Source organism: Halalkalibacter kiskunsagensis (assembly GCF_037027555.1).
GTDB classification, from domain to species: domain Bacteria; phylum Bacillota; class Bacilli; order Bacillales; family Bacillaceae_D; genus Halalkalibacter; species Halalkalibacter kiskunsagensis.
In genome coordinates this window covers 1-13,050 of record NZ_JAXBLX010000013.1, presented here as the reverse complement: position 1 = coordinate 13,050, position 13,050 = coordinate 1, and the positions used below count along the sequence as shown (strand labels likewise).

General features: G+C 38.6%; 15 protein-coding genes. 14 read left to right on the top strand and 1 reads right to left on the bottom strand.

Annotation, left to right across the window (positions count from 1 at the left end):
* Positions 1 to 129: 129 nt before the first annotated feature.
* Both acpP and rnc read left to right on the top strand, forming a co-directional pair.
* Positions 130 to 363 (top strand): acyl carrier protein, encoded by a 234-nt coding sequence (acpP, locus tag SLH51_RS09245; protein ID WP_034629715.1) that lies wholly within the window; start codon positions 130 to 132, stop codon positions 361 to 363.
* A 189-nt stretch (positions 364 to 552) separates the two neighbouring features.
* Complete coding sequence (gene rnc, locus SLH51_RS09240) at positions 553 to 1,275, top strand: ribonuclease III (RefSeq protein ID WP_335961044.1); 723 nt, start codon at positions 553 to 555, stop codon at positions 1,273 to 1,275.
* 125 nt (positions 1,276 to 1,400) lie between these two features.
* Here rnc and SLH51_RS09235 read toward each other — a convergent pair whose 3' ends face one another.
* Positions 1,401 to 1,622, bottom strand: a complete 222-nt coding sequence (locus tag SLH51_RS09235) for a DUF1128 domain-containing protein (protein WP_332690196.1) — start codon at positions 1,620 to 1,622, stop codon at positions 1,401 to 1,403.
* Between the two features lie 134 nt (positions 1,623 to 1,756).
* Here SLH51_RS09235 and smc point away from each other — a divergent pair, with 134 nt between their 5' ends.
* From smc to ylqF, 12 genes are all read left to right on the top strand, one after another.
* Positions 1,757 to 5,323: a chromosome segregation protein SMC gene (gene smc, locus SLH51_RS09230; RefSeq protein WP_335960883.1), complete on the top strand. Its 3,567-nt coding sequence runs from the start codon at positions 1,757 to 1,759 to the stop codon at positions 5,321 to 5,323.
* Between the two features lie 9 nt (positions 5,324 to 5,332).
* Positions 5,333 to 6,328 carry a signal recognition particle-docking protein FtsY gene (ftsY, locus tag SLH51_RS09225; RefSeq protein WP_335960881.1) on the top strand — a complete coding sequence of 332 codons (996 nt, stop codon included), beginning with the start codon at positions 5,333 to 5,335 and terminating at the stop codon, positions 6,326 to 6,328.
* A 119-nt stretch (positions 6,329 to 6,447) separates the two neighbouring features.
* Positions 6,448 to 6,777: a putative DNA-binding protein gene (locus tag SLH51_RS09220; protein ID WP_335960879.1), complete on the top strand. Its 330-nt coding sequence runs from the start codon at positions 6,448 to 6,450 to the stop codon at positions 6,775 to 6,777.
* A gap of 11 nt (positions 6,778 to 6,788) precedes the next feature.
* On the top strand, positions 6,789 to 8,147 hold the full coding sequence (gene ffh, locus SLH51_RS09215; RefSeq protein ID WP_335960877.1) for a signal recognition particle protein: 1,359 nt from the start codon (positions 6,789 to 6,791) through the stop codon (positions 8,145 to 8,147).
* An 89-nt stretch (positions 8,148 to 8,236) separates the two neighbouring features.
* The gene (gene rpsP, locus SLH51_RS09210) at positions 8,237 to 8,509 is read left to right on the top strand and encodes a 30S ribosomal protein S16 (RefSeq protein ID WP_034629696.1); all 273 of its coding nucleotides are present in this window, start codon (positions 8,237 to 8,239) and stop codon (positions 8,507 to 8,509) included.
* Positions 8,510 to 8,762: 253 nt separating this feature from the next.
* Positions 8,763 to 8,987 carry a KH domain-containing protein gene (locus SLH51_RS09205; protein WP_335960875.1) on the top strand — a complete coding sequence of 75 codons (225 nt, stop codon included), beginning with the start codon at positions 8,763 to 8,765 and terminating at the stop codon, positions 8,985 to 8,987.
* Positions 8,988 to 9,153: 166 nt separating this feature from the next.
* Complete coding sequence (locus SLH51_RS09200; RefSeq protein WP_335960872.1) at positions 9,154 to 9,567, top strand: YlqD family protein; 414 nt, start codon at positions 9,154 to 9,156, stop codon at positions 9,565 to 9,567.
* The gene (rimM, locus tag SLH51_RS09195) at positions 9,560 to 10,081 is read left to right on the top strand and encodes a ribosome maturation factor RimM (RefSeq protein ID WP_335960870.1); all 522 of its coding nucleotides are present in this window, start codon (positions 9,560 to 9,562) and stop codon (positions 10,079 to 10,081) included. The genes SLH51_RS09200 and rimM overlap by 8 nt, the downstream gene beginning before the upstream one ends.
* On the top strand, positions 10,078 to 10,812 hold the full coding sequence (gene trmD / locus SLH51_RS09190) for a tRNA (guanosine(37)-N1)-methyltransferase TrmD (RefSeq protein ID WP_335960869.1): 735 nt from the start codon (positions 10,078 to 10,080) through the stop codon (positions 10,810 to 10,812). The genes rimM and trmD overlap by 4 nt, the downstream gene beginning before the upstream one ends.
* A gap of 123 nt (positions 10,813 to 10,935) precedes the next feature.
* Positions 10,936 to 11,280 (top strand): 50S ribosomal protein L19, encoded by a 345-nt coding sequence (gene rplS, locus SLH51_RS09185; protein WP_034629686.1) that lies wholly within the window; start codon positions 10,936 to 10,938, stop codon positions 11,278 to 11,280.
* Between the two features lie 244 nt (positions 11,281 to 11,524).
* A complete protein-coding gene (gene lepB / locus SLH51_RS09180; protein ID WP_335960865.1) occupies positions 11,525 to 12,058 on the top strand; it encodes a signal peptidase I in 534 nt (177 codons plus the stop codon).
* Between the two features lie 15 nt (positions 12,059 to 12,073).
* On the top strand, positions 12,074 to 12,922 hold the full coding sequence (gene ylqF, locus SLH51_RS09175) for a ribosome biogenesis GTPase YlqF (RefSeq protein WP_335960863.1): 849 nt from the start codon (positions 12,074 to 12,076) through the stop codon (positions 12,920 to 12,922).
* Positions 12,923 to 13,050: the final 128 nt, after the last annotated feature.

The following is a 13,050-nucleotide window of genomic DNA, read 5'->3' as shown; positions in this document are numbered from 1 at the left end:
CAACGTTGAAGGCACTTTACAGAAAATAAGGTTGACAGAACGGGCGTTCATCGGTAAACTTTTCCTAGCCTTCGTCCTTTAGCTTATTGTAATAAGCACCTGTTAAACTTGAGAGGAGGTGAACGGAACATGGCAGATACATTATCACGTGTGACTAAAATTGTCGTAGATCGTCTTGGTGTAGAAGAAGCGGAAGTAAAACTAGAAGCTTCTTTTAAAGATGATTTAGGGGCAGATTCATTAGATGTTGTTGAACTTGTTATGGAACTTGAAGATGAGTTTGACCTAGAAATTTCTGATGAAGAGGCAGAAAAAATTTCAACTGTAGCTGATGTAGTTGATTACATAAACAGCCGTCAGTAGTTCAAAGGAAGTCCCATGTGATATTCATGTGGGGCTTGCTTCTCAAATGAATGTGAACCAGCCATTGTACCCTACGTTACACAGTGGTCGCTAATTATGATGTTGGAGGTTACTATGCCGCAATCTTCGAAATACCAACGAAAATCGAAGCCCCATCATGCGAATGATCGAAGGCGGGGAAATAGAAAAATGATTCTAACTGAAGAACAAAAAAAGAAATTTGATACTTTAATGCAACGAACTGAGTTGACTTTTGAAAACAGAAAGCTCCTAATCCAGGCTTTCACCCATTCATCCTATGTGAATGAGCACCGAATTTATTCATTCCAAGATAATGAGCGTTTAGAGTTTTTAGGAGATGCGGTGCTAGAACTTGCTGTGTCTCAATTTTTATTTAAGAAATTTAAGACAATGAGTGAAGGCGATATGACGAAGTTACGTGCTTCAATCGTTTGCGAACCTTCTTTAGCCAGGTTTGCCGAAGAATTAAACTTTGGCGAGGTTGTATTACTTGGAAAAGGGGAAGAAATGACTGGGGGACGTGCTAGACCGGCATTATTAGCCGACGTATTTGAAGCGTTTATTGGTGCTCTTTATCTTGATCAAGGATTGGATTCCGTATTTATATTTTTAAATAATACGATGTATCCAAAAATAAATGATGGTGCTTTTTCTCATATGATGGATTTTAAAAGTCAGCTTCAAGAGTTCATTCAACGCGATAACCTTGGACAAATACAATATATTATCGTACAGGAACGTGGGCCTGCTCATAATCGAGAATTTGTTTCTGAAGTTCAATTGAATGATTCTGCTCTTGGAATAGGTACAGGTAGATCAAAGAAAGAAGCAGAGCAACATGCTGCTCAACAAGCGTTAATGAAATTAAGTGAGCAAGATAAGTTAAAATAAGAATAAGCTGCAAATCGTTTTTTTCTTATTGAGTTCTTTCATAATTCTTTGTATTTACTCAATTTTTATAAATTCTTACAAAAAAAGGGTCTGACCCCTGTATTAGGGGGTCAGACCCTTTGGCTTTATTTACGTAGTTTACCGAGTTCCGTTACAATGGCATCTAATTCACTGACTGAAAATGACGATTTCTTTTGAATCATTTCATAAATATCACGGAGATCTTCATATTGATCGGTATCAAAGCTTTTGGAATTAAGGGCAGCAGCGTTAACAATTTGTAGCTTATTTTTTATTTCATCTAACATGAATTCAATATTATCACGTGTATTTACATCCAGATTCATGATTTCACTCCTAAATTTTTTATAGATATATGTATCGTATCATAGAGTTGTCCATTTGTCCTAGTCCTTCTATAATTCAGGATGAGGCTGTGGTAAAATAGATTAGTTGTTAATTAAAGTAAGGGGGAAAGAGTATGTTCCTCAAACGGCTCGAAGTCGTAGGGTTCAAATCTTTTGCTGAGCAAATCAATATTGATTTTGTTCCAGGTGTTACAGCAGTAGTTGGACCTAATGGAAGTGGGAAAAGTAATATTTCTGATAGTATTCGCTGGGTTTTAGGAGAACAATCAGCAAAATCACTTAGAGGCTCGAAAATGGAAGATATTATTTTTGCCGGAAGTGATAGTCGAAAGGCATTAAATTATGCAGAGGTTAGTTTGGTCCTCGATAACGTGGATCAGCATTTATCGATAGATTATAGTGAAGTAAGTGTCACACGAAGAGTGTATCGTTCAGGTGATAGCGAATATCTTATTAATAAACAGGCTTGCCGCTTAAAGGACATCATCGATTTATTTCTAGATTCTGGTTTAGGGAGAGAAGCGTACTCGATCATTGGACAAGGGAAAGTAGAAGAAATCTTAAGCAATAAAGCCGAAGATAGGCGAGTCATCTTCGAGGAAGCCGCCGGGGTTCTGAAGTACAAGACAAGAAAAGTAAAAGCCGAAAAAAGGCTAGTGGAAACTCAAGAGAATTTATACCGGGTTGAGGATATTTTAAATGAATTAGAAGGGCAAGTTGAACCACTTGAAATTCAAGCTTCGATAGCAAAAGACTATTTACATAAGCGCGAAGAGTTAAAAGAAGTGGACATTGCGTTATTAGTTCATGAAATTGATGATTTACATCAAACATGGACCAAAGAAAAAGAAAATTTGCAGAATCTGTTAGAAACGTATGAGCAGCGGCAAGAGAAGCTTGAAGAAATGGAGAGAGTGAGGGGATCTTTACGAGAAAAGACAGGGTATTTATCAAGTCAATTTACGGAATTGCAAGAAGAGTTACTTCAAGCTAGTGAAGAGCTTGAGAAAAGCGAAGGTAAGCGTGAAGTATTAAAAGAGCGTAAGAAAAATGCTTCACAAAACAAAGAGCAGCTTAAACGAACGTTAAAAGATAAAGAAGTGCAATTACAAAAGGTGCGAACTGAATGGCAATTAGAACAGGGGCTTCTTGAGGAAGCGCAAAAAAAATTAACGGAACTAGAAGCACTTGTTAAAAGTAAGCAGTCATTAGTTGAACGAACGGAAACAGATGTCGAGGAAGAAATTGATCACTTAAAATCTGACTTTATTGAAGTGTTAAACGAACAAGCGAGTATTCGCAATGAAAGTCGGTATTTAAAAGAACAGTTGCAAAAGCAGGAATTAAACCAAGAACGACTTTTAACCGAGAATAAAGGATTACTTTCCAATCGTCACGAAACAAATGCTAAGCTAGAGGCTGCGCAACTTGATGTTGCAAAGCACGAAAGTTACTTGGAAACAATCGGAGAAAATTATCGGAGTCAATTACGTGACTACGAACAAGAAAAAGATCGTTATCATAAAAAAGAATCGCAATTATATGAAACGTATCAAATGGTACAAAAGCTACAGTCACGTGCGGACGTTTTGGAAGAAATGCAGGCTGATTTTTCTGGCTTTTTTCACGGAGTAAAAGAAGTGTTGAAAGAAAGAAACGGCAAGCTGATGGGTGTCATTGGTGCTGTAGCAGAGCTTATTCAAGTACCCAAAGAGTATGAAACTGCATTAGAAATTACGTTAGGTGGCGCCTCCCAATATATTGTTATGAAGACAGAAGCTGATGCTAGATTTGCGATTGGCTTTTTGAAAAAAAACCGTATTGGGAGAGCAACATTTTTGCCGTTACCTGTCATGAAACCGAAAAGTATTCCAGACTTTCAGCTTGAACAGATGAAAAAACATACAGCTTTTGTTGGCGTTGCGGCTAGCTTGGTTTCATATGAGAAGACATATGAGAATGTCATTTCTAATTTATTAGGTAATGTTATCATTGCCGATTCACTTCAAGGAGCGAATGAACTAGCAAAGCTTTCAGGTCATCGCTTCCGCATTGTTACGCTTGATGGCGATGTTGTCAATCCAGGTGGTTCAATGACAGGAGGAGCTAGTAAACAAAAACAAACTCCTCTTTTAGGAAGAAAACGAGAGCTAGATGATTTGAAGGACAAAATAAAAAAGCTCGATGCTGTCACAAAGAAACTCGAACATGAGGTTAAACACCTGAAAGATAAGCAGGCAGAACAAGAGCATGAACTTGAAGAACTTCGAATAAAAGGTGAAGAAGCACGTCATATTGTGCAAGAGGCAAAAGCTTCTGTACGTGAACTTGAACGTGAAGCGGAACGGATGCATGATCAATTTTCAAGGTTTGATCGTGATAAATCTGGATACATTGATGAGATTGAACGATTGAAAAATCGCTTGATCGAGTTGGAAGAATCATATGAAATTGCTTCTAAGCAGGCACAAGAGCTAGAAGAGAAAGTAAAGCTCTTAGAGCAACAGCAAAAACAACAGCTAGAATCTAAGGAGAGTCTGAAAGAAGAACTCGTTTTGGAAAAAATAGAGCTTGCAACTGCGAAAGAACGCTTCCTTGCGATTGAAACAAGAGCTAATGGGTTATTAAAAGCAAAATTACAACTAGAAGAAGAATTAAAAGATATAAACGATCATTATGAATTGTTAGTAGGGGAGATGTCTGATCGCTCAAATGGAGAAAGTAGTCTTGATGAACGGATTAAGTTCGGACGCGTACGTAAGGATGAACTAACTGAAACGATTGCAAAGATGAAACGAGAGCGTGAAGAATTAGACATAGCCTATGCCGATCTAGAGCATGCCCTGAAACAACAGCAAGCTGAACACGTTATATTGGCTGATGAGTGTCGGAAAATTGAAGTGAAAGTAAACCGTATGGATGTGGAATTAGATAACCGCTTAACGCATCTCCGTGAAGAATATGAGCTTTCGTTTCAAGCTGCAAAAGAAACATATCGCCTTTTTATCGAACCTGATGAGGCAAGGACAAAAGTAAAATTAATTAAGCTTGCAATCGAAGAGTTAGGAACAGTTAATTTAGGGGCCATTGATGAATACGAACGAGTGAGAGAAAGGTTCGAATTCTTAAGTGAACAACAAAAAGACCTTCTTACTGCTAAAACAACACTTCATGATGTGATTTCTGAGATGGATGAAGAAATGACGAAACGGTTTTATGAGTCCTATGTTCAAATTCGTGCACATTTTCAAACCGTTTTCAAAGATTTATTTGGTGGTGGTCAAGCCGATTTAGTACTAACAGATCCAGATAACTTACTTGAAACAGGAGTAGAAATTATCGCAAAGCCACCAGGTAAAAAAATGCAAAACTTAGCCCTGTTATCGGGGGGAGAACGTTCTCTAACGGCAATTGGTCTCTTGTTTGCTATATTAAAAGTGCGCCCAGTGCCATTTTGTGTACTTGACGAGGTAGAAGCTGCGCTTGATGAAGCCAATGTTAGCCGATTTGCTCACTTCTTAAAAGATTTTAGTGACGAAACACAATTTATTGTCATCACACACAGAAAAGGAACAATGGAAGAAGCAGATGTATTATATGGCGTCACTATGCAAGAATCGGGTGTATCTCGCTTAGTATCCGTTAAACTAGAAGAAACAAAAGAATTAATAGAAAGTTAGGTGCAAAGAATGAGTTTTTTTAAGAAGCTAAAAGAGAAGATTACAAATCAAACGACTGAAGTAACAGACAAGTTTAAAGAAGGTCTAGAGAAAACGCGTGACTCCTTTGTTGGGCGGATGAATGAATTAGTTTATAAATATCGAAAAGTAGACGAAGACTTTTTCGAGGAATTAGAAGAACTACTAATCAGTTCTGATGTTGGTGTAACAACGGTGATGGAGTTGATTGATCAACTTAAAGATGAAGTGCGTTTACGTAATATTAAAGATACGAAAGAAATCCAACCTGTTATCTCTGAAAAGCTTGCTGAACTTCTTGAAAAAGATGGGGATGACACGACACTGAACCTTCAAGATGATGGTATGACTGTTATATTGGTTGTAGGTGTAAATGGGGTAGGGAAGACAACCTCTATTGGAAAGCTTGCACATCACCTGAAACGAGAAGGGAAATCGGTTATGATGGCTGCTGGCGATACATTCCGTGCTGGAGCAATTGAACAACTTGAAGTTTGGGGAGAACGTGTTGGTGTAGATGTTATAAAGCAACAAGAGGGATCCGATCCAGCTGCTGTTATGTATGACGCTGTGCAAGCAGCAAAGTCCCGGAATATTGATGTGTTACTCTGTGATACAGCAGGACGTCTTCAAAATAAAGTAAATCTTATGAATGAGCTAGAAAAAGTTAAGCGTGTCATAGAACGTGAAATTCCTGGTGCGCCGCATGAAGTACTATTAGTTCTCGATGCAACAACAGGTCAAAATGCGATGTCACAGGCAAAAACGTTCGGGAAAACCACTGATGTGTCAGGGATCGTGTTGACAAAGCTTGATGGAACCGCAAAGGGTGGAATTGTCCTAGCGATTCGTCATGAGCTTGAGATTCCAGTTAAATTTGTCGGGCTTGGGGAACAAATGGATGACCTTCAAGTATTTGATGCTGAGCAATTTGTGTACGGGCTGTTCCGTGAACTTGTCGAGGCTGAAGCAGTAGAAGAAGAATAGAAAATCAAGAGAGAACCAGGTGCATTTAAGTGATGTTAAGAAAAAAACTTGACACTTAAACACTGATGTTGTAACATATAATCTCGTAAAGGAAAAACACTTAACAAGGAGTTGGTTGTGTGTTAGATAAGGCACTTAGGATGAATTATTTATTCGATTTCTATCAGTCATTGCTAACACAGAAACAGCGGAAGTATATGTCATTGTATTATCTAGATGATTTATCGTTAGGTGAGATTGCTGAGGAGTTTGAAATTAGTCGCCAAGCCGTTTATGATAACATTAAACGTACGGAAGTGATGTTAGAAGATTACGAAGTTAAGTTAATGCTTCTTTCGAAGTTTGAGAAGCGTACGGAGCTCGTGACTCAGATGAAAACAGCAATCAAAGTAAATGCGACTCCTGAAGAGATTATGTCACTGCTTGAATCTCTTGAGAAATTGGACTAGGAGGCGACAACATGGCATTTGAAGGTTTAGCGGAACGACTGCAAGGGACGTTAACCAAAATCCGTGGCAAAGGAAAAGTAAGTGAACAAGACGTTAAAGAAATGATGCGAGAAGTTCGACTAGCTCTACTAGAAGCGGATGTTAATTTTAAAGTTGTCAAACAATTTATTGCCAGCGTGAAAGAAAAAGCACTTGGGCAAGAAGTTATGAAAAGCTTAACGCCAGGACAACAAGTCATTAAAGTTGTTAATGAAGAGTTAACAACATTAATGGGGGGAGAGCAAAGCAAGATCGCTGTTGCACCTAAGTCACCAACTGTCGTCATGATGGTCGGTCTTCAAGGGGCAGGTAAGACAACGACAACAGCAAAGCTTGCGAACCATTTGCGGAAGAAACATAATCGAAACCCGCTATTAGTTGCTGCTGATATATACAGACCTGCTGCGATTCAGCAGTTAGAGACATTAGGGAAGCAATTAAGTATGCCGGTTTTCACTTTAGGTGATAAGGTGAGTCCAGTTGAGATTGCTAAACAAGCAATTGCAAAGGCAAAAGAAGACCATCTTGATTATGTTTTAATAGATACAGCAGGTCGTTTGCATATCGACGAAACGTTAATGGATGAATTGAAACAAGTAAAAGAAATTGCAAGTCCTGATGAAATTTTACTTGTAGTCGATGCAATGACTGGTCAAGATGCTGTCAACGTTGCAGAAAGTTTTAATGAACAACTCGATGTAACGGGTGTTGTATTGACAAAGCTTGATGGAGATACACGCGGTGGTGCAGCAATTTCGGTTAAGGCCGTTACCAATACACCAATTAAGTTTGCTGGTATGGGTGAAAAAATTGATCAGCTTGAGCCATTCCATCCAGACCGTATGGCTTCTAGAATTCTTGGAATGGGTGATGTACTTTCTCTAATCGAAAAAGCCCAAACAAATGTTGATGAAGAAAAAGCCCGTGAACTTGAAAAGAAAATGCGGACGATGGATTTCACATTTGATGATTTTCTTGAGCAGCTTGATCAAGTTCGAAATATGGGACCACTTGATGAATTACTAAATATGATGCCTGGGATGAACAAAGCAAAGGGTATGAAAGATTTACAGGTGGATGATAAGCAAATCAGCAAAGTTGAAGCAATCGTTCGTTCGATGACGAAGAAAGAAAAGCAAGATCCAAGCCTGATGAATGCTAGCAGACGACGCCGAATTGCTAAAGGCAGTGGAACGACGATTCAAGATGTTAATCGTCTGTTAAAGCAGTTTGAAGACATGAAGAAGATGATGAAACAAATGACCGGTATGACCTCAGGTAAAGGAAAGAAAAGAGGAAAGGGTCTTGGAGGTTTCAAACTTCCATTTTAATTTTTGGAAATCCATTTTTCTAGTTGCAAACTAGAAAAATTGATGATAATATAAAATTTTGTGTGAATAATTTTGGAGGTGTCCCACGAATGGCAGTAAAAATTCGTTTAAAGCGTATGGGTTCTAAGAAGGCCCCATTTTATCGTGTAGTAGTAGCAGATTCTCGCGCACCGCGTGATGGTCGTTTCATCGAGGAGATTGGAACGTACAACCCACTAACTCAACCAGCAAAAGTTGATATTGCTGAAGAGAAAGCTCTAGACTGGATGTTAAAAGGTGCAAAGCCATCTGATACAGTTCGCAACCTTTTCTCTAAAGAAGGGTTAATGGAAAAGTTACACAACGCAAAGAACCAGAAGTAAGAGAGAGTGAACAAAAAGGTTGATTTTTACCTTTTTGTTCACTCTTGAAGTATGAGCGAAACCAGTGCAAGGGTTTAAGTCAGTTATGAGTGATTTTCTCTGACGCGCAGTGAGTGGAGCCATGCCAATTCAAAAAGGTTGAACTTTACCTTTTTCTTATAACTCGTAGCGATGAGCGTAGACGCTGTTAGGTATAATTGAAGCGTGCGAAGCCATTGCCTCTCTTTTTTAAGATGAATAAAAGGAGAATTCAATGAAAGCGTTAGTTGAACACATTGTAAAAGCACTTGTTGACCAACCAGATTTAGTTCAAGTGGAGGCAGTTGAAGAAGGGAAAAACCTTACTTTACGATTAACCGTTCACCCTGACGATATGGGAAAGGTCATAGGTAAGCAAGGTCGGACTATTAAAGCGATACGTTCGGTTGTTTATGCCGCAACTCCATCGCAAAAAGTACGATTAGACATCGTGGATTAGTAACGCAAGAAAAGGGTGAGGGATAACCTCTCCCTTTTTGTATATCTATAAGTATTTAGAAAGGGTGGATTCCCTTTTTTGAACAACCTATAAGGTTTTAGTGCAGGGAATGCAGTCATAATACCAATGTGAATCAGTAAGAACTTTCTAGCTCTAGGGGTGCATGATGAAGTTAATACAAAATGTCGTCATAAAGCAAGTGTTAACAAAAGCAAAGAAAGCATCGATCATCCAGCAGTATGAAGAAGGATTAATACAATATAAGCGTGAAATTGACCAATTAAATTTTCAATTACATAGAGCAACTAAAGATCGTGTTACGAAGCATGAACAGCAACAATTGCGAGCACGATATAATAAAGACATCAAAAAGCGAGAAGACAGTATTCAAGCTCTTTCATTTAAAATTCAACAGATCAATCAATTACAAATTGGAACAGAAATTCGTGAAGGTACAGCAGAAAGCATTATTGAAATAAATGAAGGCGATATGTGGACAGGCTTAGGCTCTATGCCTGAGATTATAATAAAAGATGGAATTGTACAAGAAATTCGAGAAGGTAGGAATGAGGATGACTGAATGGTTTAAAGTTGGAAAGATTGTAAATACTCATGGAGTTAGAGGTGAAATTCGCGTTATTTCATCTACTGACTTTGCTGACGACCGCTATCAAGTAGGAACGAAACTGATGATCAAAAATGAAAATGAAAACAAGGAGATTTCTGTCGTCGTTCGTCATCATCGTCGTCATAAAAACTTTGATCTACTCGAGTTTGAAGGGTATCATTCAATAAATGACGTGGAACAATTTAAAGGATCTACTTTATATGTTTCAGAAGAATACCTAGAGGAGTTAGAGGAAAACGAGTTTTATTATCATGAAATTATTGGTTCAACGGTGATAACTGAATCAGGTGAAGAGCTTGGTAAGGTAAAAGAAATCTTTGAAACAGGAGCGAATGATGTCTGGGTTGTACAGCGTTTAGGTGGTGGAAAAGATATTTTGTTGCCATACATTGAAGACGTTGTGAAAGATATTGACTTAGAGAATAAAGTCATTCGTGTACATTTATTAGAAGGATTAGCGGAATGAGAATTGATGTATTATCCCTATTCCCTGATATGTTTACAAACGTCTTTGGTTCCTCAATTTTAAAACATGCACAGGAGTCTGGCGCGGTTGACTATCAAGTTGTAGATTTCAGAGATTATGCAGACAATAAGCATCGAAAAGTAGATGACTATCCATATGGCGGTGGAGCAGGAATGGTTTTGCGTGCTCAGCCGTTTTTCGATGCAGTTGAAGATTTACAACAAGGTAGTAAGTCAAAACCACGAGTTGTTATGCTCTGTCCTCAAGGAGAGCGCTACACACAGCAGAAGGCAGAAGAGTTTGCGATGGAAGACCATATAATTTTGTTATGCGGCCACTATGAGGGCTATGATGAACGTGTCAGGCAATTTCTTGTAACTGATGAGATTTCGATAGGTGATTTTGTGTTAACAGGTGGGGAACTCGGTGCAATGGTTATAGCTGATAGTGTAACAAGACTGCTACCAGGTGTGCTTGGAAACGATCAATCAGCTATTACAGATTCCTTCTCTACAGGATTATTAGAACATGCCCATTATACTAGACCTGCTGATTTTCGCGGAATGAAAGTACCGGACGTGTTATTATCAGGTCATCATAAAAATATTGATGAGTGGCGCCATCGCGAATCTCTTAGACGAACATGGGAAAGGCGCCCTGATTTACTTAAAGATAAAGATTTAACGGAACAAGAGCAAAAATGGCTCAAAGAATTTGTTAGAAATGAATAACTAAACCTTGTGATAGACGGACAAATGTGGTATTATAGTTTTTGTGGCTTAAGGCCTGTTATTACGATGTTCCGCTGTAGTATATAGCTGACATGAGCATCTGTATGGAAGGAGTGGAATTATATGAACAACATTATCCGTGAAATTACTAGTGAGCAACTACGTAGTGATCTTCCAGCGTTTCGTCCTGGTGACACTTTAGTTATCCACGTTAAAGTTGTTGAGGGAACTCGTGAGCGTATTCAGTTATTCGAAGGCGTTGTTATTAAGCGTCGTGGTACTGGAATCAGCGAAACTTTCACAGCGCGTAAGATTTCGTACGGTGTAGGAGTTGAGCGTACATTCCCATTACATTCACCAAAGATCGCGAAGATCGAAGTGAAGCGTCGCGGTAAAGTACGTCGTGCTAAACTTTACTACCTACGTAGCCTACGTGGTAAAAAAGCTCGTATTAAAGAAATTCGATAATAGAGCGAGGAAAGAGCTTAGGAAACTAAGCTCTTTTTTTACGACCTCAAAGCAATGAGCGAAGTCGCTGCCAATGGCGTGAGAGGTGTCTTACGCCTAAAGTCAGCTATAAAGAGCAGAAACGAACAGAGCTATTACAAATGATGAATAAGAGCCAAAGTTGATGATCAGATAAAAGCCGACATCGATCCTAGAATGTGGTAAACTATTGTTTGTGATGAATTACATATATGGAGGAATTAGCATGAGTAAGGAGAAGAAAGAATCATGGGAGTGGCTGAAAGCAATCGTTATTGCGCTTATCCTTGCATTTGTTATCCGCCATTTTTTATTTGCTCCAGTAATCGTTGATGGAGAGTCAATGATTCCAACTCTTGAACATAGCGATAGGATGATTGTAAATAAAATCAGTTACTCTTTTGGTGAACCAGAGCGGTTTGATATTATCGTTTTCCATGCTCCGGCAGGAAAAGATTATATTAAACGTGTAATAGGCTTACCCGGAGATACAATTGAATTTAAGAATGACATTCTTTATGTAAATGGCGAAGCTGTAGAAGAACCATACTTAGATGAACTAAAGCAATCGTATAATGGGGAAAGACTAACACGAGACTTTTCAGTTATTACAGTTCCTGAAAATGAACTATTTGTATTAGGAGATAACCGAGGTCGAAGCAAAGATAGTCGTGATATTGGAACCATTCATATCGATGAAGTAATCGGGAAAGCTAATGTTGTATTTTGGCCTGTATCAAATATTCGAATTGCGAATTAGAAGAGGAGGGGTATTTTGACCATTCAGTGGTTTCCGGGTCATATGGCAAAAGCAAGAAGAGAAGTGACCGAAAAACTTAAATTTATTGATGTTGTGATAGAACTTCTAGATGCACGAGTTCCATTAGCTTCTCGTAATCCAATGATCGATGAAATCGTAGCTCATAAGCCACGTTTAATATTACTTAATAAAGCAGATCTGGCTGATCAATTTGTGACAGAAAAGTGGAAGATGTACTTTGAAAAAAAAGGCGCTACTGTACTTTCTATCAATGCACAAACAGGGAAAGGGACGGAAAAAATCCCAGGTGCATGCAAGCAGTTGGCCAAGCCAATCATTGACAAAATGATTTCTAAAGGAATGAAACCAAGGGCTATTCGGGCAATGATTTTAGGCATACCAAACGTAGGTAAGTCAACGTTAATTAATCGACTTGCATCTAAGCGTACAGCCCAGGTTGGGGATAGACCAGGTGTAACAAAGAAACAGCAATGGATTAAAGTAGGGACTGAATTAGAATTACTTGATACACCAGGTATTTTATGGCCGAAGTTTGAGGATCAAATCATTGGCTATCGTCTAGCTGCAACAGGGGCAATTAAAGATGAATTATTAGATTTTCAGGACATTGCTCTGTTTATCCTTAATTATTTAAAAGACCACTATCCAACTTTAGTGCAGGAACGTTATAAATTAAATCATGTTCCAGAAGAAGGGGTAGCTCTTTTTGATGAGATTGGTAAAAAACGTGGCTGTTTACTAGGAGGTGGCTATGTCGATTACGATAAGGCTGCAGAAATCATACTAAGAGAGATGCGCTCAGGCATATTAGGGAGAATTTCACTAGAAATACCAGAAATGTAAGTAGCCGGTGATAAGGCCAGTTTGGCTTTATGATCGGCTTTTTTATTTAATGTTTTTCCGAAAGAAGTCTCCCTCTTCAAGCGTGTGAAGGGCAAAGCCCAACGGTAAGGGGGAGATGAATTTCGGTT

What these genes read in the sequence shown, in the direction of transcription:
- acpP (WP_034629715.1), top strand. Translation starts at nt 130, where the DNA reads ATGGCAGATACATTATCACGTGTGACTAAAATTGTCGTAGATCGTCTT.
- rnc (WP_335961044.1), top strand. Translation starts at nt 553, where the DNA reads ATGATTCTAACTGAAGAACAAAAAAAGAAATTTGATACTTTAATGCAA.
- SLH51_RS09235 (WP_332690196.1), bottom strand. Translation starts at nt 1,622, where the DNA reads ATGAATCTGGATGTAAATACACGTGATAATATTGAATTCATGTTAGAT.
- smc (WP_335960883.1), top strand. Translation starts at nt 1,757, where the DNA reads ATGTTCCTCAAACGGCTCGAAGTCGTAGGGTTCAAATCTTTTGCTGAG.
- ftsY (WP_335960881.1), top strand. Translation starts at nt 5,333, where the DNA reads ATGAGTTTTTTTAAGAAGCTAAAAGAGAAGATTACAAATCAAACGACT.
- ffh (WP_335960877.1), top strand. Translation starts at nt 6,789, where the DNA reads ATGGCATTTGAAGGTTTAGCGGAACGACTGCAAGGGACGTTAACCAAA.
- rpsP (WP_034629696.1), top strand. Translation starts at nt 8,237, where the DNA reads ATGGCAGTAAAAATTCGTTTAAAGCGTATGGGTTCTAAGAAGGCCCCA.
- SLH51_RS09205 (WP_335960875.1), top strand. Translation starts at nt 8,763, where the DNA reads ATGAAAGCGTTAGTTGAACACATTGTAAAAGCACTTGTTGACCAACCA.
- SLH51_RS09200 (WP_335960872.1), top strand. Translation starts at nt 9,154, where the DNA reads ATGAAGTTAATACAAAATGTCGTCATAAAGCAAGTGTTAACAAAAGCA.
- rimM (WP_335960870.1), top strand. Translation starts at nt 9,560, where the DNA reads ATGACTGAATGGTTTAAAGTTGGAAAGATTGTAAATACTCATGGAGTT.
- trmD (WP_335960869.1), top strand. Translation starts at nt 10,078, where the DNA reads ATGAGAATTGATGTATTATCCCTATTCCCTGATATGTTTACAAACGTC.
- rplS (WP_034629686.1), top strand. Translation starts at nt 10,936, where the DNA reads ATGAACAACATTATCCGTGAAATTACTAGTGAGCAACTACGTAGTGAT.
- lepB (WP_335960865.1), top strand. Translation starts at nt 11,525, where the DNA reads ATGAGTAAGGAGAAGAAAGAATCATGGGAGTGGCTGAAAGCAATCGTT.